Raw genomic sequence first — 22,395 nt, forward strand, 5'->3', positions numbered from 1 at the left:
TGCGACGCGCTGACTCTAGCGTCCCAATCTGAGCAGAATTTTGTGTGCTGAAATGTAGTGCCGTACTGTAGTGTGAAGTGGAGTTAGTCGATGAGTAACCGGATGTTGTAGCCGGGGACCTCTCGTCCCGCGCTCGGCCAACTGGCCACATCACCACAACCACCCCAGCCCGTCAGCCCTGAGAGGTACCCATGTCGACACACGCCCCTGGAGTTCTGCCCGACCACGTCAGCCGCGACGAACGAGCCAGCTCGTGGTTGATCTTCTGTGACCTCACGGTCGACTCGCCCGCGTCCGCGACCCTGCTGCCCGCGTGGCTGCAGACCGTCACCACCGCGGTGCAGACGCTCACGGCCGGGAGCTCGGACGGGACGGATGACGCGGATGGCGAGGGCAGTGTCGGCGATATCCAGCCGGTCGCGACGTGCACTACGGCTTTTGGCAGGACCCTGATCGAGAAGGCGGGGCGGTCGTCGGTATTGCCCACCGGCCTGCTGCAGCTGCCGGCGATCGGTGACGGGACTCTGGAGAACCACGACGTGCTGTTCTACGTGCTGTCGACCTCAGACGCCGCGGTCGCTCAGTTTCTGCGTGAGCTGCAGGTGAGCCTCGCTGGCGCGGGTGTGGGGGGGCAGATCCGGTTCGAACGCGGCTATCAGCGGGCCGACAAGCACGAGACGTTCGGCCAGCGTGACGGGGTTCGCAACATCGCGCCGGCTGACCGGGCGCTGGTGGCGTTCGTGGGGGAGGACCAGCCGGCCGAGCCGGCCTGGGCCGTAGGTGGCTCCTACCTGGCCTATCTGAAGATCCGTCAGGACGTCACCACCTGGACGGGGATGACCCCAGAGCGGCAGGCGCAGGTCATCGGGCGTCAGGCCGATGGCACCCGGGCCGACCTGCCTGCTGGGACCGGCGTCCCCGCTGAGGGAGCGTTCGCGGCGGACACCACGGTGCCGGGGGTGACCTCGCACGTGCGCAAGGCTGGCCCCCGCGGGGGAGAGGGGCAGGACAGTGTGCGCATCTTCCGTCGCGGCACCCCCTACATCGAGAATGCCATCGGCGCCGACGGGGCACTCACAGGGCAGCTCGAGCAGGGCCTGCACTTCGTCAGCTACCAGGCCAACCTCGACGACTTCGACACCATCCTTAACCGGTGGATGCTCAACCCGAACTTCCCCACGGCTGTCGGTGGTGCTGCCCCCGGGGTGGACCAACTGTTCGACGCACCAAAGCTGGCCACCATCGTCAAGGGCGGGTTCTACTTCGCCGTCCCCACAGGTGGCCCCTACATCGGTGCCGGACTGTTCAACGAGCCCGGGCACCACGCGCGGATCGCCGTCAAGCTCGTCGTCCAGAACACGGCTGGACAGGTTGTCCCCACCGCAGACCTACAGGGCGCCACCTTCGACATCGCCACCGCGACCATCGAGGCCACGGCGGACGGCTCGTCCCCCGTCGCCACCGTCTTGGAAACCCTGGTCACCAACGCCTCTGGTCACGCCATCTCAGGGCCGCTGCTGCTTGACCCGTCGCTGACCGTCACCCAAACCAAGGCGCCTGCGGGTGCACTTATCGCCGACCCCGCCGTCCAGACCGTGCCACTGACCTGTCGTTCGATCCAGGTCGAGTTCCGCGACAACCAAGACAGCTCGGGCGGACAGCCCCCCTACGGTGCACCCGCCTAGGGAAAGGCGAAGCGCTTGAGACAGGAGCGACCGTCATAGAGGGCCGTGCGGGAGGCCTGGCACCCGCAGAGACCAACCCCTGCCCACCGTCCGACCTCACACCCTCACCACCCACCACCCTCACCACAATCAGGAGCATCAAATGAGCCATGACAACCGCCGTCACGTTGTCCCCAACGACCAGGGGGGCTGGGACGTCGAAGCACCCGGTGCGTCCCGGGCCAGCGCGCACACCGACACCCAGGCCGACGCCATCGACCGGGCCCGTGAGATCGTCCACAACGCCGGCGGGGGAGAGGTCGTCATCCACGGCCGAGACGGACGCATCCGCGACTCCGACACCATCGCACCGGGCCACGACCCCCATCCTCCGCGCGACCGGAAGTAGTCCCCGTTTCGTCGAACGTCCACGTCCAGAGATCCAGAGGTTCGAGACATGCTCGACACACCTGGCGCCGCCGTAGACCCGCGCGAGGGTAGGGAGCCGGACTACACGCTGGCTCTTGAGGAGGCCCGACGCTCATGGGACGCACTGAACGACGAGCTGTCCGCGTTACGGACCCGCACGATTCAGCTTGTAGGGATCGCGGGGGTCGCGGCGTCCGTGCTGGGGGGTATCGCCGCCACTGGAGCTCGACCATTGCGCTGGGAGAGCGGAGTCGGTCTCGTCGCGTTCCTAACCGTGGTCTTGCTGGCCTTTGCCGTCCTGTGGCCGCGCCGGCTGTCCACCTCGATCCAGCCGACAGTCCTGGTGAAGTGGGCCGAGCTCGCCAGCCCCGAGCAGGGAGTCAAGAACCTTGCGCTGTACCTGGGGGAGAAGTACGACGCCAACCGCAAGAAGATCAACGTCCTGACCACGCTGTTCTGCACAGGCCTCGGCGCCACGGGGGTCGAGGTTCTCGCCCTCACCGGCGCCCTGGCCAGGAGATGATTGCCATGCCGCAAACGCCGCCCCCGCCAGCGCCGCAACCTTCACCCCCGCCCCCAGCACCCCGACTACCGGACCCGTTCCGCGAGCCAGAACGACGCAACAACCCCCGGCCCGCGCCGCGGCGCGCTACCAACGCCGGTCCAAGTGGACGGAGCGCTGGCGAGCGGCTCTAGACGGGATCTCGGTGGGCTGAGTCGGTGTGCGCTGCGACCCGGCCCGAGCCGCTGAGCGCGAACGCTCTCGTGGTGACCGCCCGGTTGGGATGGCCGCCAAGCCAGCGATGGCGGTCCACGACGGCATCTCCTACGACTTTGAGGTGCACGCCGACGCGCAGGGACCGAACGAGCTGGCCCAGCGCATCCAACGGCACTTTTTCGCGTAGACCCGCGGCCCCGTGGAGGGACTGGTTTGCGGGAGGCATGCACGGCCTGACGCTGCACCCGCCCGCAGGACGACCGGGCGCGTAAGTCTTGCAGTTATCGGCGACATCGACGCTGAAGGTCCGGCCCGGAACACGACCGGGACGAGGCTACGATCCGCAAGCTTGTGAGTCCAAAGTCCGAGAAAACAAGCAGGCCACTAGCTAGATGGCGGATTCCGGCGGTTGTCGCATCACCTCGAGCAGGAGGCGGAGGAGAGGACGGCCGGTGGGGTGGTCACCGGGGCCGGCCGGGGAGTCGCGCCGAGGGGTCCTGACGAGGTCCTAGGACCGGGTGCGGCGGGGCCTCGACCTGTCGCAAGGTCACTCCCGGCTCACGCTGCTGGCCACCCGCACGACGTCGTCGTTAGCCGGGGAGGTGAAGGGTTCGGGTGGCGATGGACTGGGCGGGGGTGCGGATCCGGCCCTTCTGGTAGATGACTGTGGTGGCGTCGGCGCTGAGGTAGGCGCCAGCGGAGTAGTCGGGGAAGCGGATGACCTGGCCGGTGGCGACGACGTAGATGAACGCATAGTAGGCGCGGGAGTAGGTGTTGTACTGCTCGCCCCGTACGGGCGGGTTCATGATGCGGGAGGTGCTGAGGAAGGTGACGTAGCGCCCGTCGGGGGTCATGCTGCCCGCGGCGGAGCCGTTGTCGTGGTCGAGGCCCGAGGGGGTGCCGTGGTGGCGGGAGATTAGCCGGGTGGTGTGCCGGATCCGGTCGCGCAGGTAGACGTCTTCCCCGAACTGGCGGGTCAGCCCGTCGAGGCCGACCGCTTGGGCGGTGAACGTGACGTAGCGGCCGTTGTCGCTGACGTACGCGGAGGCGGTGTAACTGTTCCGGCCGAAGACGGGGTTGCGGTGCTGCTGGGTGCCGTCGTCGTCGACGGAAACCAGCTCAGTGGTGCCGGTGAGGCGGTCGTGCAGGAGCACGTCCTCGATGTGGTTATGGTCGCCTGGCACGAGGGCGTCTGAGAAGGAGGAGAAGGTGACGTAGCGCCCGTCGCCGGAGATGCCGAGGGACTGCCCGTCCTGCCCGCTGCTGTAGGGGCCTTGCCGGCCGGCGGTGGACACAGAGACCCGGGTGGTGGTCTGAGCGGTGAGGTCACGCACGTAGACGTCGTTGACCCCGTTGGTGTCCTTCGGCACGAGGGGGTCGGCACTGACGAATGCGACGTACCGGCCGTCAGCGCTGATCGCGGCCTCGGCGCTGCGGGTGCCGTACCTGCTGACCGACTCGCTGCCGTCGGCGGCGAGGTTGACGCGTTGGGTGGTGCCCGTGGCCCGATCGTAGGCGAACAGGTCCTCGGTGCGGTTGCGGTCGCCGCGAACGATGCTGGGCGAGACCGAGCAGAACAGGATGACGCGGCCGTTACGGGAGACGTTGGGGCACCCGGTGTCGTAGGTCGTGCCGCGCACGATGAGGTTGGTCTGGTCGTACGGTAAGTAGCGGTGGCCGCCGACCTCGTAGAACACGTCCCAGCCGACCAGGTCGGGGGTGATCAGATCGGTGCGGTCCGAGTCGTAGACCACGACCGACCCGTCGCCGCTGATGTTCGGATCCGATGCCTGGTAGGGCCCCGCCGTAGTGCCGAGGTTGTCTGGGGTGACGAACTGCGGCGGCCCAAACCAGCCCGTCCGCCTGGCCGGTGTCTCCTCGCTGGCTTGAGCTGTTCCGCTGGGCGCGGCCTGCACGGGGGTGGAGGCCACGCGTGGAGGCGAACCTGCCAAAAGCCCGGAGGCGGCCCGAGACACCAGGGGAGAGCTGCCGCCACCCCCGTCAATGTGGGGAGCGCTGGCTCGCCCCGGTCGCCCCGCCTGGAGCGCCGACACACCGGGGCCGGGTGTCGCGGCGGGCGCACCGGCTGATCCGAGGACGGTCAGTACGACGGCTACCACCGCGGTCGCCGCCGTCTGGATGAAGCGACGAGGTCGCAGTCGTCGCGGAGCGTTACGCATGAGCAAGAACACCTCCCTCGATCCGTTTGAGCCGAGGGTGGCACGCTTTGGCATCCCATCGTCGGTGTTCGCCGGGATCGGGGCTCAACTGGTGCTGAGAGTGACGAAGTCGATGATGCCGGCGAAGGAGTCCGCAGTGTTCTGGGAGTCGGGCTTTTTGCCGATGCTGAACTTCGACCCGTAGACCGACAGCGAGTGGTCGTTGGTGGGGGCGACCTCGTCCAGCCCGCTGGTGTTGGCGCCGGTGTTGGTCAAGGTTCCCTCGACTGTCTCCGACCGACTAAATAGTTGTGTGCCCACGTGTGTCTTGCCGGACACGGACAAGGAGATGTTGGCCTTGCCGTTACGGTCGGTGGCGCGGTGACAGTCGATGTCGTAGTAGGCGTCGACGTTGAGCAGGACCGAGTTGGTCGTGCTGGGCTTGCCGGTGTAAGCCTCGGCGAGTGTGCCGTTGGTGCTGTTGGCGTCGTCGTCCATAAAGACGCAGTGCACCGAGCCCTTCTGGAAGTTGCCGGTGGTGTAGCCCATGATCTCGATCTTGTAGAACCCGCCCGTGACCCCGTTGCGTCCCTTCTCGACGACGTTGTACGACGGGTGAAGTTGGTCGCAGCTGTTCGTACAGGTGGACGCGGCTGGGAGCTGGAAGTCGGTGGAGCCGCCGGTGCCGAAGTCGAGCAGGGTAGGCCGTAGGCGGGTGTGGATCCGCCATCCCCCGAGTCCGGGATTCAGGGTCTGGGCGGCGTTGCTGGAGACGTCTGGCTGACCGTTCTTGTCATCGATGATCTGCCCATAGCCTGCCTCGAGCGGGTTGACCTCCGTCTTGAGCTTGTTCGCGGGGGCTGCGGCGGTGTGGCCGGTCCAGCCCGGAAACGTGTAGTAGTTCTTGGAGCGCTTCACGCACGTGTTAGTGGTGTTGCTGCCGGCGATGGTGCACGGTGGGGCGCAGACCCTACTGGTCGTGCAGGTCGCGGGGGTGATCGAGTTTGGGCCGGTGGGGTTGTCACTGTCGAGCATGGTGGTGCCGGTGTCGTTGAGGTTCCAGCACACGATGGTTCCCGAGCAGGTGGTGGCGGCGGTCGAGGCCAGGAGTGCCGGGGTGAGTGGTTGTCCTGCAGCGGTAGTGAGGACGTCGTCGCCTTGACTGGCCCAAGCGACCATGTTCGTGACGAGCTGGGTACCGTCGGTGGTGAGGTTGGTCAGGGCGCCGTCGGAGAAGCCGATGACGGCGCGGCGGGCCGGGGCGGTGGCGCCGCCGGTGAGGGCAGCGCCGGTCTCGAAGGTGAAGATGACGTTCTGAGAGGTGTTCTCTTGACGCACCGCGACGGGGGTGGCGCCGGTGGCGAGGTTGCCGACGACCATGGAGCGCATGGGTCGTGAGGTGGGGACGACCTGGACCGCGGTGGCGGGTAGCCAGGCCATGACGGGAACGGTGGTGTCGGCCCAGACCAAGGTGGTGGAGTCGGCGAAGATGCCGTCCTGATCGGTTAGGCCCATGTCGTCCCAGGCAGTCGACGCGAACACGATCTGGGGGACGCTGACGCTCTCGTACTTGTTCCCCAGGGCGGTACCCAGGGTCGAAGGGGCGATGAGGACCACGTCGGTGACGTTGACCGCCGCTGTGACGACGGCGTCATCGTCGACGGCGGTGACGGTGTACCCGAGGTTCTGCAGGAGGGTCATGGCGGCGGTGTCTCCGGCGGTCAGCGCGGCGGGGTCACCGACGACGAGCTGGGCGGTGCCGAACCCGTCGGCATATGCGGGGGAGCCGGTCGCAACTGTCGCCACGGTTAGGGCCGCGACCGAGACACCGGTGGTGACCAGGCGGGTTAACCGGTTCCCGCGCCCACCACTGCGGCGACTCAGGAGGCTTCCCATGCGCAGGAAACCCGCGCGGGCCGCCGAATTTCTCAAAGTCGTCGTCCTAGCGTCCCCACGATTAAGTCGCATACCCACACTCTCCCTGCCCAGCGAACGGTCATTTTCCCTGCCAGGAAAGTGAGGCAAAAGTAGCAGGCCCGACCTCAACGCACCGGGTTCAATCTGTGTTTTCAATCTCCGTTTCAGTGAAAAACAAGGGCACTTTGTTCCGTGTCCGGTGTCGTCGAACCGGGCGGTGCTGCTGTCGATACGGGCCGCCGGAGAGGGCCGGGTCATCACGGTCAGCAGCGTCGGGGGACTGGTCGGCCAACCCTTCGCCGACGCCTACTGCGAAGCGAAGTTCGCCGTCGAGGGCCTGATGCAGTCGCTGGCCCCGGTCATAGCCCGCTATGGCGTGAACGTCAGCATCGTGGAGCCGGCCGCCGTCAGCAGCGCCTTCGTGGCCAACACCGGTGTCTTGGACTTCGATCTGAACGGCCAGGACGGCTCGGGCGACCAGCACCACCTGCACCGCACGTTGCAGGCCGCCTACCTCCGACGCAGCGCGGCTTAGTGGAACTCCGGGCTGGGACCGGCTTTGCTGGGTGTGTACTCAGACGATGTCGAGCCTGAGCCTGGAGCAGGCCGCTTCCAGGGTCGGCTGGAAGCCGCGCAGTGTCAGGGGGTCGTTGAACGTTGGACTGGTCGGCATGGCCGCAATCGCGGCTTCCCACAGAGCGACTGAGCGTGCTGCCGGGTTGTGTGAGCAGGGGTAGATGACGCCGTCGATGCGGTCCGCCGCGGTTCGGTCGCTCCCGGGACCGCAGACGCGGTAGATCGCCCGGGCCCACTCTCGAGATCGTGACCGCAGTCCGCTGGCGATAGCCAGGTTGCCGCCGGCCCTGGTCACCCAGTCGCTCTCGGCTAGGTCGAGTAGCCGCACCTCACTGATCAGGTCGAAGACGGTGAAGTAGGGGCTCTGGGCTGTACGGTCCACCACACCCCGGTCTCGGAAGCACTCGGCCAGGGCGGTCTCCAGCAGCGGCGGTGGGCGCAGTCGCCGAGCCGGGGGTGGGAGAGCAGATGCCACGTAGGCGGCCGCGTACAGGACCCTGCGGGTCGGGTGGACGCGCCTGGGTGGTGGCTGCGGGTCGAAGCGGGAGCGAGTCGGGCCGAACGCCCGAAAGGTGTCCCATGCGGTGGGGTGGTCCCCGCCGGCGCTGTAGATGCGCCCGAGTCGAGCACCCACGGGCAACGTCCAGACGTCGGTGTCGAGGAGGTCAGGGAAGTCGGCCGGCTTGGGGGCAGGGAGGCGTTCGCTCACCTGGGCAGCACGTTTCTCACTCGGGCCTGGCTCGGCTCAGGCTAGCGTGAGCGCGGAGGCAATGACGTCGGCGGCCACGGCCGCGGACCCGCCGGAGGCCAGCCAGTCGACCGGGGAGACCAGCTCGTCTTGGAGCCCCAGCTCTTCACTGGGGTGAGTCACCACGTAGGCGACCGCTAGCGGGTGGGCGTGTTCAGGGATGGCCTTGGCGACTTCGCCCCAGCCCGGGGGCTCACCACTGAGGCCAGCCCCCGCGACCGGCCCACGGGGATTGGCGCCGCCGGGTCTGGACGCGGTGAACTGGAACGCGGGGAAGCGGGTCCTCCCGGCAACCGTGACTGAGTACAGCGACCTGTCCGCTGCCCGCTGCCGGATACGACTCTCACCCACCTGTAGCAGCTCGGCGACCTGCGCTGTGGCCAGGCTGTCTTCGAGCAGCTGCTCCCAGCGCGCTCGGGCGCGATAGGAGGCCCGCTCCTCCAGCGGCGGCATGTCCTCGACGTAGGAACCCACGCTCTCAAGAACGGCTCGCTGCTCCTCGGTCAGCTCCCGGCCGCTCGGCTCCGGTCCGGAGGACGACTCAATGGTGTCAACGAACCGCTCCAGCGCTGCAGCGAGAAGGGCTGGGGGGTCGACGTCGATGCGACGCCCCGACATCAGTTGCCGCAATCGCTCCACCGCCTCCAGCAGTCGCGCGACGGACGAATCCGCTTCTGGTTGAACAACGTTCTCAGGTGCGAGGGCAGCAACGAAGTCGGCCGTCACCTTGCCAAGATCCGCACTCGCCCGATGCCCGCCCACATCGGAGCCGACCGCAATCGCAGGCGCTGCACGCTTCGCCGTGGCCGCCTTCCTCACTGCCCTGCCCGTTGTCGACCGAGCCCCTCCCTGTGCCGCACGCTTCGCCGGGGCGGCCTCCTTCGTCACGAACTGGCCTGAGCTCGCACTCCTCGCCGCGATCTCGCGTGTCCCGGCGGCAACGTTCGAAGCTGTCCTGGTCGACTTTGTAGTCATGGAAGCTGCCTCCTCAAGCGTCGCGCTGGTACTACCTCGAGTTAACACTATCAGCGACTGTTACCTGCAGGAGCGGGTTGGCTCATTGCGGCCACGGGACGTCATCATGCTGCTCAACTGAGCGACACCTACGGCGGAAGTGGCCCCAGAGCCAAGCTCCGGGGCCACTTCAGGTACCTCAAACCTGCTGGGTGATGGTCCCGTCGGGGTTGCGTCGCACCGTGGCGTCGGTGACGAACCGGCCGCTCGAGGCGGACCGGTTCACTGACCGGCTGTTCGACGTGCCCGAACCCACACGCTCGGTGGTGGTCTTGCCGGGCCACCGTGCGACGGTGGCTCGACTGACGAATCGACCGGTAGCGGCTGAGCGATTTACGGACCTGGCCATGGGTCACCTCCAAGGTGATCTTGACCTGTTGTTGACCTCAGCAGGGTGCTGGGCCAGCTACGCTCAACGTCGCTAGGCGCTGATCGAACAGGTCGGTTGGTGGTGGGGTTCGAGGCCAATCGGGCCCCACCACATGAGCGGTCGTTATGACCTCCCACGCTCTGCGTATAGGCGTCGCCGTCAGCCCTTCCCCCCAATCATCCTGGGATTTTTTGGCGCACTTCGGGCGGCAGAGGCCGCCACGATCCGGGCGGCCATCGCTCGGGGGACTCGTCGACGACGAGCCTTTGCCTCCCTGGTGCCCAGGGATGACGCCTCGATGGCCTTCTCGATGTCGGTCATGCGCTCTCCTTCCGACCCTCGACGAGTGTGCGACGGGCGTACTCGAGCGCCCGCTCGACTGCCTTGGGCGTGGTTCCCAACTGGTCGGCAGCTTCGACCTGGGTGTAGCCGTAGTAGTGGCACAGCACGAAGGCTCGGCGAGCCTTGTCGCTGCGCACGTTGCGCAGGGCGTTCGAAGTCATCATGGAGAGCATCACGTCGTCTTCGACGGGGGTGAGACGCTGACTCAGCTGCACCTCAGCGAGATCGATGCTGCCCCGATGGCTCTCGACACTGGTCAGCCAAGGCCGGTAGACGTCAGGGAACCGCAAGATGCACTGGCCGACGAAGAACGTAGTCAGTGAGGCCCCCTTCTCCGGATCCCACCGGCCAGCCCGGAGGACCTCATCTCGGAAGTACCCGAGAGCTCGGGTGACGGTCTCACCGGCGATCGACTCGATCTCGTCTGAAGTGAGCGCCCCCTCGGGTGCCCGCTTCACCGGACGCTTCTTCTGCGCGCACTTGTCGTAGATGGTGCCCTTGCGTATCCACGAGCAGAGGACGTCGACCCCGTAGCGAGCGAGCTCCTCGGCGGTCAGCTGCCACTCTCGCCCTCCGTAGCCAGCAGCCTGCAGATCGGCCACGAGGTTGGCGTCAGCCAGCAGCCGATCGACACGCTCAGCCTTCTGCAACTTATCTACCGTGTCGAAAACGGCGGCCGTCGTCTCCGGTTGTAGGCGTGAGGCAGCGCCAGGCGGCGGGGGCTGCGCCCCCGGGGCCTCACTACTGCTCATCTCCTGCGCCTCTCACTAACAATGGAGTGTTCGGCCCTGTGGCCTCCGACTCGTTCCTCGTCCTCAACCACAAAACCGGACGCTCCTTCGTAGGGCGTCCCGAGGCCGCTTCCCCCCAACTCTTGCTGAAGTTTTTTTCGTAACCCCCTGACCTGCACAAACGTCGACGTCGGGCTCACTTCACAGGTTAGGTCACGGTGGCGACACCCCATCCCGTCATCCACAGGGCCAGCGCCACTGGTGCCCTGGCAGGCACCGTAGAACCTGGTCCTACTTGGTGTCGTGGTCTGGCTCCGGGACACTGTCTGTGGCGGCCTCTACCCTCGAAACCGAGAGCGGGGACAGGTCTGCTCACCGGGCCGGAGGACCATAGATGTTCGACCACGACCGAGACTTCCCACGGGCCTACACAGTGCCTGGGATCGCACACAAGGACGCCAGTACGCGGGGGGTCCAGTGGGCGTTGAAGCAGGCCCAGGCGCTCGGCTCGACGGTGTCGCTCTATGCGCCGGGGAAGCAAAATCTCCGGCGCGTGGCTGAGGAGCACCCAGCGGTGCACGCCCTGATACAGCGCGGCGTTCAGGTCACGACATGGAGGAACGCCAGCCCAGGCGGCGGTGTAGTCGTCGCACTCTGGCCAGACGAGAAGCATCTTCTTGCGGCCGATGAGAGCGGCTCGACTCGGGCACTGGTGGCGGTCACGTGGAACGCGCGGGAGACGTTGGAGTGGGCGCGCGCGAAAGACGCGGAGCCCTTGGGCGGTCCCAGCCCTGACATCAGTCCAACAGCGCCTCTGGATCCCGTGGTGGCTGCGGCAGTCGACGGGCTCGGCATCCTCGTGGGGCAGCACAAGACTGCCGATCAGCGGTACCGGGCAGCCATGGCAAAGGGCCTAGCCATGCTCCGCGACGCCGGCTATGTCCTCGATCCGAGCGCTGTGCACACACATGCCATTGGGCATGGCTGGCGGGCCAGCAATGCTGAGCAGCTTCGAGAGGTCACCACCCGCATCAACGAGGGTCGAGTCATCAAGGGCATGAAGTCGGCACCCCTTCAAGACGACGCACTGGTCAACTGGCGTCAGCGCGCGGCCCAGGGTTCAGCGCCGGATGAAGGATGACCATCCCGGACACCACCGCGCAGCCGCACCCCTTGTATTCCACCGACTCAAGCGAGGAAGGCTTTCGGAGCCAGTGGGGCTTTCGCCTCTTTCGCCAACGATCGTTTACGAGACACCCAGGCGAATGTCGGGAGCCACGCATGAGCCACCGTCTCGCAACCCGTGTCCGTGAACTACGTCAAGCGAGGTACGTTTGTGATACGGTCCGGGGGTGGCACTCGTCGGATATGCCCGGGTCAGCACCCGCGACCAGCATCCGGAGGCGCAGCTCGACGCCTTAAGCGCGGCAGGGTGCGGACGGACGTTCACCGACCACGCGTCGGGCACGCTGGCCCGCCGCCCGGCACTGGATGAGGCGCTGGCCTACCTGCGCTCCGGGGACGCGCTGGTGGTCACCAAGCTGGACCGGCTGGGCCGGTCGGTGCGCAACCTCAAGGAGGTGGCTGATGACCTGCAGTCCCGCGACGTCGCGCTGAGGGCGCTGAGCCAGGGCATCGACACCGCCACCCCGGGCGGCCGGCTGTTCTTCCACATGCTCGCAGCGATCGCGGAGTTCGAGCACGACCTGATCGTGGAACGCACCGTCGACGGGCTCGCCGCCGCCCGGGCCCGCGGCCGCAAGGGCGGCCCGAAGTTCAAGATGACCCCGACCCGGATCGCGCAGGCCCGGGCGATGTACGACGCCGGCGAGCACACCGTCCAGCAGATCGCCGACACGTTCGGAGTGTCCCGACCGACCATCTACCGGCACCTCACCACCACCGCGGATCAACTCGGCCGCTCGACAACAATTCAGTAGGTTTCCACCCAGCTAACGCTCGACGAGCGTCAGCCTATGACCCACGAGGTCCGTCATTTTTGGATGCGTTCGCGATACGGCTCCGGTAATGGCACTTAGTGATGTCGATCCGACAGGCGCGACTAGCACAAGAGGCGAAACTGAACGCCCTGACAAGGCCTGCGTAAATGTTGGATCAAGTTTATCTGATATTCACGGAATAGCCTTGAGAGCGCAGTCCCTCAATAATGGATTCATTATTGAACCCGGCAAAATAGTGGCGAGCATCTCGACGAGTCACAATTTCTATTCCTGCCGACCAGATAAGAAACCCACCGCCGCCATAAGATATGGATCGAATGTCTTCCCGATGGATAACTGCTCCCCGAAAGATAAGCCCTAGGCCGAAACCAGGTCGAAACTGAAGTTGATCACGCGTAACCGTTAAACGAACAAGCGGCCCGCTGAATTTTATTCCTCGCTTGAACCAGCTGCCCACGAACGTGAGGGCTGGCTGGTTTCTGGGAGATTCCGAGGTCATCGCACGAACTGCCTTCGAACGTATTGTTTGACCGCATCGAACAGGTTGAATTTTACATCGGTCCCGGTTTTTGTGTTACTGATTCCTCCATGAATCTCCGCCGGCAGCGGCCCGATACTGACGCCAACTCCAAAGTCGGCGCCGTAGGCAAAATTATTCGGTGCGCCTTGTGCCGACCCCCCAAACAGTTGAGCTCCTGCCGATATCACTCTATACACAGGAACGGAGCCTCCACCATAGGCGAACGGACCACCCAACTGACAAATTTGGTTAACATTACTGAGCTGCTGCGACAGGCTGACGCCAAACGTGGGCGTCTGCACCATATCGCCTGGCCCGGCTGACGTTTCAGCGGTACCCAGTTCAACGTCGCCTGTCTGCAGGTCGAAGGCGACCACGCCACAATAACTGTAGTCAAAACCCGCGAAAACTCCCAGATTAAGGTTCACGCAGTTTCCAACCGAAATGGCGCCACTTGGGTCTGACAGGCTGATGGGGTTGCCATTCGCGTAACTATAGCGGGCGCCGGTGAGGCCAGCGAAGGATGGTCCCGACGACCACGGTGAGGGCGAACGACCACCCCAGCATGTCGTCCCACGGTCGAAGGACGCTCACGTTCAGGAAGACGGTCACGTACGCGACCGCCCCTACCGTCTCCAGCCATGGGGCGTACCGGCCGACGAGCCGCAGGATCGGGTGGGCTCGGCGGTGGTGGTGGTCACCGTTGTCGGTGTCCCTCTGGATGATGGCGTTGGCCTCCGCGATCCGGGCGACGGCGCCGCTGCGGGAGTACGCCGTGCAGCGGTCACAGGCCCAAGCCTGTCGCGGCGTTGTCGGTCCAGGCGTTGTGGATGCGGACGTAGCCGCCGATGGTGGCGAGGGAGCGGTGTCGGGTTTGGTGGGCGATGGCGCGGTCGGAGGATCCACGTAGGTGCGCGTAGGTGACGAATCCGGCGCGCAGGCTGTGCGCGCTGTAGTCGGTGGCGTCGAGCCCGGCCCGGGTGATCGCGGCCTGGACGAGGGTGTTGATGGACTCCGGGTGCAGCGCCCGGCCGGTGGCCTTGTTGGCCCTGCCGACCCCTTGGAACACCGGACCGGTGTGGATGCCAGCGAGGTGAAGCCAGGTCTGCAGGGCGGTGACGGGGCAGCGGTCAGGGTTACCGCTGCGCGGGAGGACTGCTAGTTCGGCCTCTGTGCCGTGGGGGTTGGTCTTCGACCGGGGCAGGGCCAGGACCAGTCCGTGGGGGTGGTCGGTGACGTCCTCGACCCTCAGCGCGGCGAGCTCGCTGCGCCGCAGCGCCGCGACGAACCCGACCAGGAGCAGAGCCCGGTCGCGGGCGCCGGCGAGGTCGGGCTCAGGGGAGCGGCCACGGGTCTTCCAGACCCGGGTGGTCGGGCACGCGGTCAGGACGTCGAACAGCTCGGGCGGCATCAAGGGGCTGGACTGCTCGGGTGGGGCGCCGTGGGTGCGGCGGATCCCTTCCCAGACGGCGACGACTCGGGCGTTCGCGGTCGGGTCGGGCAGGTCGCGCAGCTGGTGGACGAACTTCATTGCCGACAGTCGCCGCGACATCGTCCCGACCTTCGCGCCGGCTCCGGCTAGCGCCGTCAGGTACCCGGTGATCGTCGACGCCGCCGCGGGCAGCGGGTCCCGGTCATGCCCGGTGCACCAGGTGGTGAACTCGGCCCAGTCGGAGCGGTACCCGCGCAGGGTGTTCGCAGCTCGGGCTGCCTCGACGTACCCGACCTCCGCCTCGCTGAGTGGGACCTCGCCGAGCAAGGCGGCCGCGTCCGTCTCCTCGAGCCCGACCATGCCGCCCGATCCCGACGCCCCACCAGCCAACAGGTCGCCCGTGACGGCGGCGTCTGCGCCGTCCGGCTCAGGGTGGGTCACCGGCACATCGTAGGCGCTATCACACGGGATTCCGGTCATTATCCCGTGTGATAAGAGGGTCATGAACAGCATGCCCGACTCGATCAGCCGCGTGGGCCATCTCGAAAATCGTCTTGTCGAGCCAGGCCCGCCGCGAGGTCGCCAGCAGCACGTTGTCCAGCGTGGCGTCGTACGCGGCCTGGAGCCCGGGCAGCTCGAACCGCTGCTGGGCCAGCACTGCTCGTGGGCGCCGATCCAGGCTGTCCCGCCCGACCATAGGATGCCCTGGCGAAGCAGGCGCTTGGAGGTGCGGTGCCAGCCGCGCATCAGGTCGGCGCGCACGTCCTCCCGCACGCGTACCAGGTCACGGGCGGCTTCCTGGGCCAGCGACGGGACCGTGACCGCCGTGATCTCCCCAAGCGCAGCAACCGGGCCAGCAGCAGCGCATCCCGCGCGTCGGTCTTGACGGCTCTTGGGACCTGAGGTGGGAGAGGCACCCGTCGGAGCGCAGGGCAAGACTCTCGGTGTAGGGAGTGACCAGGATCTGAACCCCGAGGACGATGACCAGGCCCACGCCGTCCTGTATGCGCCGCCCGGCCGAGTTTGGACTTTAGCTCGACACACGTTCTCTGGCGGTACGTTGAGGAGATGTCTGATCACCTTGACGGTCGGCATTCAGCGTCGCTGCGACGGCGGCGATGTCGTGAGGGCGGTACGTTGAGGAGATGTCTGATCACCTTGACGGGGGGTATCGGAGTGCGGCGCGGCGACACGGCGACTTCGTCCATCGTGGGGCCACCTCGCCTTACGCGGTCGAGCTGCTGGGTTTCCTGACGGCCCACGAATGGCCCTACAGCCCGGCCCTGATCTCCAACACGGCACAAGCCTCCGTGCTGGCCTACCTGGACGGCACGGCGGCCATCACCCCCGAGCAGCGCGTCGCAGCATCCGAAGATGCGGCCCTGGCCTCGATCGCTCGGATCGTGCGCGAGCTGCACGACCTCACTGCCGGGACCGGGCTTGCGAGGGGCGGTGAGGTCGCCTGCCACAACGACCTCGATCCGCGCAACACGATCTACGACTGCAACGACAACCTCTTGGTTCCGGTCGGGCTCATCGACTGGGACCTGGCCAGCCCCGGGAGGCGGGTGCACGATCTCGCTCACCTCTGCTGGACCTTCACGGGGATCAACCCCACTGCGGATCCCGACCTCGTCAGGCACCGGCTCCACGTCTGCACAGAGGCCTACGGATGGACCGGAACGCAAGACGAAGTCGTCAGCGCCATGCTGTGGTGGCAGGACCGCTGCCACCAAGGCATCCGCGCCGAAGCCGACGCCGGCGACCGCGCGATGCAGGCCTTGGTCGTCGACGGCGTCATGGACGCTGTCCGCCGTGACTACGACTGGACCCTCAAGTACCTCCGTCCCCGGTGATCGGCGAGGTCCCCGGAACGTCCTTGGGGGCGGCAGGTTTTGTTGTCGCCCCTGATCCTTGCGGACTCTGACGGCCTTCGTAGCGCTTGGCGTGTCCCCCCGGCTCCCACCTCAGGTCCCAAGAGCCGTCTTGACCCGGTCACCCGAGGGGCGGTGCATCTTCGACGGCGCCGCGACCACGCACCTGGTCCCCTACCGGTCAGGAACCGGGCCAGCCCGTAGCCCGTCGGGCCAGCCTCGTAGACCGCCGCCACCGGGGCCCGGGAAGGCCTGCAGCCAGGCCAGGACCGTCTCGTTGCCCGGCACCAGCCGGGCCTTGCTCAGCTCGCCGTCCTGTCGTCCAAACCGCACGCCACCACCGAGCGTGCACATCAAGGCCGACGAACGTACGCTCAATCTCCACCGGAACCTCCCGCAATTATTGGCTCTACCACCGGACTCAACCCGGGACGGCAACCCACGACAACTTGCGAGTAAGGTCCCGGCCCAAGAACCGGGCACCTCCATACTGTCTAGAAACGAGTCGTCAGAGCCTGCCAGTCTTGTTCGCCACGAGAACGCCTGCGGGAATAACACATCCCAACGTCAAAAGAATAATTCCTACAGTAAGGTTCTCAGAACGACCGTCCGACCTAGAGGCCACGATAGCTCCCGTCGCGGCGACAAGTAGTGATAGGAGACCCAGCAGAACTATTCTATAAGGTGAAACCCTGCTAGGCCTACTTTTGCTGGAGGCGCCCCATGTTGTAATCGAGAAAATCAAAATGAAGATTCCCAAAAGTGACGCCCAGCTCGACCCATGAACCAAACCAACTAGGGCTCCGGCGGCTCCAAGAAACCCGCTAATAATGAGAAAGATTTTACCGGCACCCACTCTTGAACCTCCTAGAAGCAATTCGTCAATTCCGCATAACTGGTTCCTAAGGCCGTGACCCCTGCGCCTATCACAAGCAGAGAGCCCCCGAAAGTCTCAGGTGAGGCAAGCACGGCCCCTGCAAAAAGAAACGCAGCACCAACGAAATAAAACGTGGTCTCTATACAGTCTTCGCCGGTTGGGTCAATTGCGTTGACGGGATTGTTGGCCGTGTATGCGTAGGGGTTGGCATTAGAGGGTTTGGCTAGCCGGGTAATGGGGTCGATGGATGTCCATCTGCCGGTGGTGGTGTCGTGGTAGCGGGCGCCGTGGTGGACCCAGCTGGTGGAGGGGTCGACGGTGCCGAAGGTGTACCCGTAGGGGTTGGTGTTGATGGCGGTGGTGGCGGTGGTGCCGGCGATGTTGGTGGTGGCGGTGGTGGCTCCGTAGGGGTCGTAGGTGTAGGTCGCGAGCAGGGTACCGCCGGAGTCTTGGGAGAGTAGGGCGACGACGGAGCCGTGGCCGTCGGTGGCGTAGAAGTCGTCCTGTCCGGTGGCCAGGTGCATCTCTTGTGCGGTGCCGGTGGTGGGGTCGTTGGTCAGGTAGGCGGTGGCGCCGTTCTTGGTCACCGACGACAGCACGGGCACCCCTTGGGGGGAGGTGAGCCCGTAGGAGTAGTCCCAGGTGGTCCCCATCGGTGGTGAGACCTCGTGGGTCAGCTCGGACTGTCCGGTCCCGGCGTAGGCGTAGGTCGTGCCGGAGCCGCGGGTGTCCAGCTGACCAGCCTTGTTGTACGTCAGGGACCCGGCGGACGGGTCGGAGGTCAGGTTCCCCGCGGCGTCGTAGCCGTACCCCGTGGTGGTGAGCTGGTTCGAGGCGGTGTTCACCGTCAGGGTTTGGGTGGTGGTCCCGTCGACCTTGACGCTGGTGCGGTTGCCGTTGACGTCGTACCCGTACTGGTAGTGGTGGCCGCCCATGTCGGGGGCGGCGTCGATCAGCCGGTTCCCCGCGTCGTAGGTGTAGACCGTCCGCTCGAGGGTGCGGTTGTCGAACGTGTACTGCACCAGGCCCGTGTCGCTGGCGGACGGTGCGGACGTGGCCTGGTTGGGGCAGCCCACCCCGGGAACGTACTTGGCGTAGCAGTAGCCGGTGTCGAACACCCGCGCCGTGGTGGCGTCGCTGGAGTTCTTCGAGGTCCACGTCTTGGCGACCCGCCCGGTCCGGTCGTAGTCGGTGTGCGCGTGCGCGGTGAACGCGGTCGGCCGGTAGGGCGCGCTCGAGGCGGGCGGGCCCGCCCGCCAGTACGTGTCGGTCCGTTTCCCGACCCCGTCGTAGAAGTAGTAGCTGGGCAGGCTGCTGGGGCCGGTGTACGAGGCCAGCTGGTTCGCGTCGTCGTAGGTGTAGGTGGTGGTGCCGAACCCGTTCGTGGCGGAGGTCAGGTTCCCGTTGGCGTCGAAGCCGTACCCCACAACGACCCCGGCGCCGTCGGTGCGCGCGGTCAGCCGGTTCAGCCCGTCATAGCCGGTGGTGGTGGTCCCGGTGCCATCGACCCGCTTGCTCAGGTTCCCCGCAGTGTCGTAGGTGTAGGCGACCGTGGTCACCCCCGCGAGGCCGGACCCACCACCGGAGTAGGCGACCGAGGTCACCCGGTCCAGGTCGTCGTAGCTGTATGTGGTGACCGCGCCGCGACCGTCGGTGACGGTGGCCAGCCGGCCGTACCCGTCATAGGTCAGCCCGGTCGCGCCCAGGCCCGACCCGGACGGGGGCGTGATCCCCGTGACCTGGTGGCTGGGGGCGTCCTCGGTGTAGGTGGTGACCTTCCCCGCCGGCGACGTCGACGACTTCAGCGTGCCGTCACCGTTGTACGTGACCGACGCGGTCGCCGCCAACGCGGTGTTCCCGCCCGACAGGGAGTTCCCGAAGCCGTCGTACATCAGGGTCGAGGCGTTGCTCTGAGCGTCGGTGCCTCCGGAGGGCAGGTACTGGCTGGCGCCGGTCCCGCCGTACGACAGCGACGACGAGCCGCCGGTGGCGCTTCCGACGGAGGTCAGGGACTCCCCCGAGTTCACGCTCGAGGTGTGCCCGAAGGTGGTCGTGTTCTGGGTCCCGGTGACCGCGCTGCTGGAGGAGGTGGCCACGTCCCCGAACGAGGTGTACGTGGCCGACCGGGACCGGCCGAGGGCGTCGGTGACACTGGCCACCCGCTCCGTCGCGTCGAGGGTGTACGTGGTGTGCGGGACCGACGAGACGGCCCCGGCACCGTTGGTGGTCGGGTCCGCGACCAGGGTCTGGGTGGACGAGGGGTAGGTGAACCGGGTCTTCGCGTTCGCCCCGCCAGCGTTGGTCCGCAGCACCGACATCACGCGGTGGCTGCCGTCGTAGGTGAGGGTGGTGGACTGCCCACCGGGGTTGGTGATCGAGGTCAGGTCGTCCCCGCCCGCGGCCGGGGTGTACCCGAACGTGGTCGACCGGCCGCCGGTGTCCGTGATGCCGGTCAGGTTCCCACTGGTGTAGGAGTACGTCACCGCCCGTGACCCCGACGTGTCGTTGTCCTGGGTGATTGTCTTCAGCCGGCCGTTCGCGTCGTAGGTGAACTTCGCCTTCCGCGACGAGCTCCCACTGGCCGGCCCGGACCGGGTCGAGGTGATCGTGGCCAGCTGGCCTGCGGTCCACGTGAACGTCGTGGCCTGGCTGTTGCGGTCGGTGATCGTGAGCAGCCGCCCACTGCTGGCGAACGCCAACGTCTCGTTGCTGGTGTGGTCGCGGACGCTGAACCCGGTGCTGGCCGTGCCGAGCAGGGTCGCCTTGAGGCCTACCGGGGCGGTGTACCCGCCCCCGGCCTTGGGGGTGAACGTGCCCTGGAACCCGTCGGGGCCGTAGTACGCCACCGACCCGTCCGTGTTGGCGTTGATGAACGTGCTGTACCCGACCCGGTCGGTCCACTCCCCCGCCACCCCGGCCGGGCTGCCGGACGCACCGACCAGGAGCGAGTTGAACGCGAGCCCCAGCTGCAGGTCGTGCGCGATCCCCGGCAGCTTCAGGTCCGACGTCAGGACAGACAGGTTCCCGGTCCCGACATCGACCGTCGCATCGATCCGGTCACCGACGGGGAAGTCGACCCGGGTCGCGTTAGCCCGCAACCCGACCAGGTACGTCGAGGTGTCCGCGGCGAACGCCGGAACCGACTGAACCACCGTCATCCCCACGGCCGCCGCAACCGTGACCGCCATCGGCACTCCCAGACGACGCACCAAACCCAACGCACCACCACGACCTCGACCACGGCCGCGACCATGAAACCCGCTACCAGTCATCTGACGAACCAGAACTTCGGCTCCACCCTGCCCCGTAACCTGCGTCATCGTCAGCCCACACCCCTAGCTACGGACCCCCGAGACCGGCAAACAAACGGTACGCATCACTAAGGTCCTGCTCGTTGACGGACCTCCTGGTCCGGTTTGTGAAGTGTGACCCCACGCACACCGAAGCGGTAGTAGGCCAATTTTAAAGTTTTGGCAAAGAAGTGAGACGCCGAAGGAAATACACGCATAGCGGATAGTGCGCGCAGCGAATGAGAATTGGCTAGTTCTTCTACGCGGTGAGTGAGGCACGAGGTGCCCACGTGCGGTGACTCGTATTGAGCCCCTAATTTGGGACAGCACGCGCTAGCCGTCCCCGTTTGGGAGTTAGGAGCGTGACGCCGAGTGGGAGGCCCCAGCGTGGGAGGGCAGGACGGCGAGGACGATGAGCGCGATAAGCGAGAAGAAGAACCCGAGAACGGCCCACAACACGGGGCGGCGCCCCTTGCGCTGGGCCAGCAGGTAGCACCCGACGGCGAAGACCACGGCAAGGACGAGGCCAATCAAGGGGTTGGCGGTGTACCCGGTTGTGGCGGTGGTGAGTGAGAGCATTGTCGTTCCCCTGGTAAAGGTGGTAGAGGTGGTGAAGGCTCGGGATTGTTTCCCGTGCTGAAGGCGGGACGGCAGGTCGCGCCTTCCCGGTGCACGAATCCTGCAGGTCGCGCTGCATCTGCGCAATGGGCTCGCCGGCGCTTGTCCGTGGTAACCCCCGGTAACCCCCGGTAACCCCCGCCCCTGGTCGACCGTCACGGCGTCGGGTGCGCCGCCGAAGCCGCGCCGCCTTCACCTGCGCCCAGAGCTTGAGCAGCCGCGACACCCGCCGGCTGCCGACTGACCCGACTGACCGCGCTGGTCAACGACCTCGACCCCGAGCACGCCACCCCAGCGGACTTGACCCAGCCGGGCGGTCGCGGATGTGGGTTAAGCCTTGGCGTTAGTCGCGACTACTGACGATGGGCACGCCCGCGGGGCACGATGGATTGTCGAGCGGCGGTGGTGAGGATGCGACGTTGAGCGTGTAGGGCGTAGGGGGTGACGACGAGCAGACCGGCGAGGTAGACCCACACCAGCCAGCGGTGCGTGAGCGTGGCGAGGACCGCGACGATCACGACCAGCGAGGTTATGAGCAGCAGCTGGGTTCGGGGGGATCGTCGCCCGTTGAGGTCGACCAGGGCCTGGGCTGTGGGGCGGTCGGCGTCGGCCACGTGGCCGCCCTTGGTGAGGGTGCGGCGTACCCGGCGGATGTCGCGGCGGTCAGCGACCATCACCAGCGTCCGGACCTGCTGGTTGCGCAGGGCGATCTTCGGCATCAAGGCCACCAGCCCCGCGGACGCCACCGTGATCAGGATCAGGATCACGACCGCGGCCACGGGGTACCGTCCGGGCTTGGCTTCGGTCCGGAGCGCTAGGACCACGACGACATCAGCGACGACGAACAGCGGCAGGACGGCCCCGGCGACGAGCCGGATCAGGCGGACGTAGGCCTTCAGTCGGCGCTGCTGCTGCGGGTCAAGCTCGGCGTTGGCTGGGCTCCTGCTCATTGGACTTCTTCTCTCCCCCGATGATGTCGTCGGCAGCATGGTAAGCAGAGGCCCCGCAGTGTCCACAGGGCACCGTGGTGGGGCGGTCGTCCACAGCATCAGTCCTCGGACCCACGACGATCACGCCGGTCGCGGGCAAGGTAGGGGCATTGGTCGACCGGGTCCGCAGTGGGTCCTCAGAGGGCGGCGGCAAGGGGGAGACGTG

At 66.6% G+C, this 22,395-nt stretch carries 19 protein-coding genes and 1 pseudogene; 8 read left to right on the forward strand and 12 right to left on the reverse strand.

All coding sequences use genetic code 11. The annotated features are described in order from the left end of the window. Positions 1-191: 191 nt before the first annotated feature. The 4 genes from V3N99_22100 to V3N99_22115 all read left to right on the forward strand — a co-directional run bounded on the left by V3N99_22100 (position 192) and on the right by V3N99_22115 (position 2,998). Positions 192-1,685, forward strand: a complete 1,494-nt coding sequence (locus V3N99_22100; GenBank protein ID MEO3939410.1) for a Dyp-type peroxidase — start codon at positions 192-194, stop codon at positions 1,683-1,685. Between the two features lie 142 nt (positions 1,686-1,827). Further along, positions 1,828-2,073 (forward strand): DUF2188 domain-containing protein, encoded by a 246-nt coding sequence (locus V3N99_22105; protein MEO3939411.1) that lies wholly within the window; start codon positions 1,828-1,830, stop codon positions 2,071-2,073. Between the two features lie 48 nt (positions 2,074-2,121). After that, the gene (locus tag V3N99_22110) at positions 2,122-2,616 is read left to right on the forward strand and encodes a hypothetical protein (protein MEO3939412.1); all 495 of its coding nucleotides are present in this window, start codon (positions 2,122-2,124) and stop codon (positions 2,614-2,616) included. Between the two features lie 199 nt (positions 2,617-2,815). After that, complete coding sequence (locus V3N99_22115; protein MEO3939413.1) at positions 2,816-2,998, forward strand: hypothetical protein; 183 nt, start codon at positions 2,816-2,818, stop codon at positions 2,996-2,998. A 403-nt stretch (positions 2,999-3,401) separates the two neighbouring features. Here the strand turns inward: V3N99_22115 and V3N99_22120 are convergent, their stop codons facing one another. Both V3N99_22120 and V3N99_22125 read right to left on the reverse strand, forming a co-directional pair. Beyond that, positions 3,402-4,742 carry a hypothetical protein gene (locus tag V3N99_22120; GenBank protein MEO3939414.1) on the reverse strand — a complete coding sequence of 447 codons (1,341 nt, stop codon included), beginning with the start codon at positions 4,740-4,742 and terminating at the stop codon, positions 3,402-3,404. A gap of 333 nt (positions 4,743-5,075) precedes the next feature. Next, complete coding sequence (locus V3N99_22125; protein MEO3939415.1) at positions 5,076-6,776, reverse strand: hypothetical protein; 1,701 nt, start codon at positions 6,774-6,776, stop codon at positions 5,076-5,078. Between the two features lie 310 nt (positions 6,777-7,086). On the opposite strand from V3N99_22125, the gene V3N99_22130 reads away from it, so the two are divergent. Further along, positions 7,087-7,422, forward strand: a complete 336-nt coding sequence (locus V3N99_22130) for an SDR family NAD(P)-dependent oxidoreductase (GenBank protein ID MEO3939416.1) — start codon at positions 7,087-7,089, stop codon at positions 7,420-7,422. Between the two features lie 39 nt (positions 7,423-7,461). On the opposite strand, the gene V3N99_22135 is transcribed toward V3N99_22130, so the two are convergent. From V3N99_22135 to V3N99_22145, 3 genes are all read right to left on the reverse strand, one after another. Continuing rightward, positions 7,462-8,172, reverse strand: a complete 711-nt coding sequence (locus V3N99_22135; protein MEO3939417.1) for an RES family NAD+ phosphorylase — start codon at positions 8,170-8,172, stop codon at positions 7,462-7,464. Between the two features lie 36 nt (positions 8,173-8,208). Continuing rightward, positions 8,209-9,099, reverse strand: a complete 891-nt coding sequence (locus tag V3N99_22140; protein MEO3939418.1) for a hypothetical protein — start codon at positions 9,097-9,099, stop codon at positions 8,209-8,211. An 813-nt stretch (positions 9,100-9,912) separates the two neighbouring features. Next, positions 9,913-10,587, reverse strand: coding sequence for a sigma factor-like helix-turn-helix DNA-binding protein (locus V3N99_22145; GenBank protein ID MEO3939419.1), 675 nt, complete (start codon positions 10,585-10,587; stop codon positions 9,913-9,915). A 475-nt stretch (positions 10,588-11,062) separates the two neighbouring features. Here V3N99_22145 and V3N99_22150 point away from each other — a divergent pair, with 475 nt between their 5' ends. Next, positions 11,063-11,809, forward strand: coding sequence for a hypothetical protein (locus V3N99_22150; protein MEO3939420.1), 747 nt, complete (start codon positions 11,063-11,065; stop codon positions 11,807-11,809). A gap of 211 nt (positions 11,810-12,020) precedes the next feature. Then, a complete protein-coding gene (locus V3N99_22155) occupies positions 12,021-12,608 on the forward strand; it encodes a recombinase family protein (protein ID MEO3939421.1) in 588 nt (195 codons plus the stop codon). A 516-nt stretch (positions 12,609-13,124) separates the two neighbouring features. Here the strand turns inward: V3N99_22155 and V3N99_22160 are convergent. From V3N99_22160 to V3N99_22170, 3 genes are all read right to left on the reverse strand, one after another. Beyond that, complete coding sequence (locus tag V3N99_22160) at positions 13,125-13,526, reverse strand: hypothetical protein (GenBank protein MEO3939422.1); 402 nt, start codon at positions 13,524-13,526, stop codon at positions 13,125-13,127. Between the two features lie 407 nt (positions 13,527-13,933). Beyond that, positions 13,934-15,022, reverse strand: a complete 1,089-nt coding sequence (locus V3N99_22165) for a site-specific integrase (protein ID MEO3939423.1) — start codon at positions 15,020-15,022, stop codon at positions 13,934-13,936. A gap of 19 nt (positions 15,023-15,041) precedes the next feature. Next, the gene (locus V3N99_22170) at positions 15,042-15,239 is read right to left on the reverse strand and encodes a hypothetical protein (GenBank protein MEO3939424.1); all 198 of its coding nucleotides are present in this window, start codon (positions 15,237-15,239) and stop codon (positions 15,042-15,044) included. Positions 15,240-15,726: 487 nt separating this feature from the next. Between V3N99_22170 and V3N99_22175 the strand changes: the two genes are divergently transcribed. Then, the gene (locus V3N99_22175) at positions 15,727-16,437 is read left to right on the forward strand and encodes a phosphotransferase (protein ID MEO3939425.1); all 711 of its coding nucleotides are present in this window, start codon (positions 15,727-15,729) and stop codon (positions 16,435-16,437) included. A 126-nt stretch (positions 16,438-16,563) separates the two neighbouring features. Here V3N99_22175 and V3N99_22180 read toward each other — a convergent pair. The 4 genes and pseudogenes from V3N99_22180 to V3N99_22195 form a co-directional block, all read right to left on the reverse strand. Beyond that, positions 16,564-16,706: pseudogene (locus V3N99_22180) on the reverse strand (IS110 family transposase). Positions 16,707-17,322: 616 nt separating this feature from the next. Then, positions 17,323-20,520: an RHS repeat-associated core domain-containing protein gene (locus tag V3N99_22185; protein MEO3939426.1), complete on the reverse strand. Its 3,198-nt coding sequence runs from the start codon at positions 20,518-20,520 to the stop codon at positions 17,323-17,325. Positions 20,521-20,976: 456 nt separating this feature from the next. Beyond that, positions 20,977-21,201, reverse strand: coding sequence for a hypothetical protein (locus tag V3N99_22190; GenBank protein MEO3939427.1), 225 nt, complete (start codon positions 21,199-21,201; stop codon positions 20,977-20,979). Between the two features lie 392 nt (positions 21,202-21,593). Next, positions 21,594-22,190: a hypothetical protein gene (locus V3N99_22195; protein ID MEO3939428.1), complete on the reverse strand. Its 597-nt coding sequence runs from the start codon at positions 22,188-22,190 to the stop codon at positions 21,594-21,596. Positions 22,191-22,395: the final 205 nt, after the last annotated feature.

The organism is Dermatophilaceae bacterium Soc4.6 (assembly GCA_039889245.1).
Lineage (GTDB): Bacteria > Actinomycetota > Actinomycetes > Actinomycetales > Dermatophilaceae > Lapillicoccus.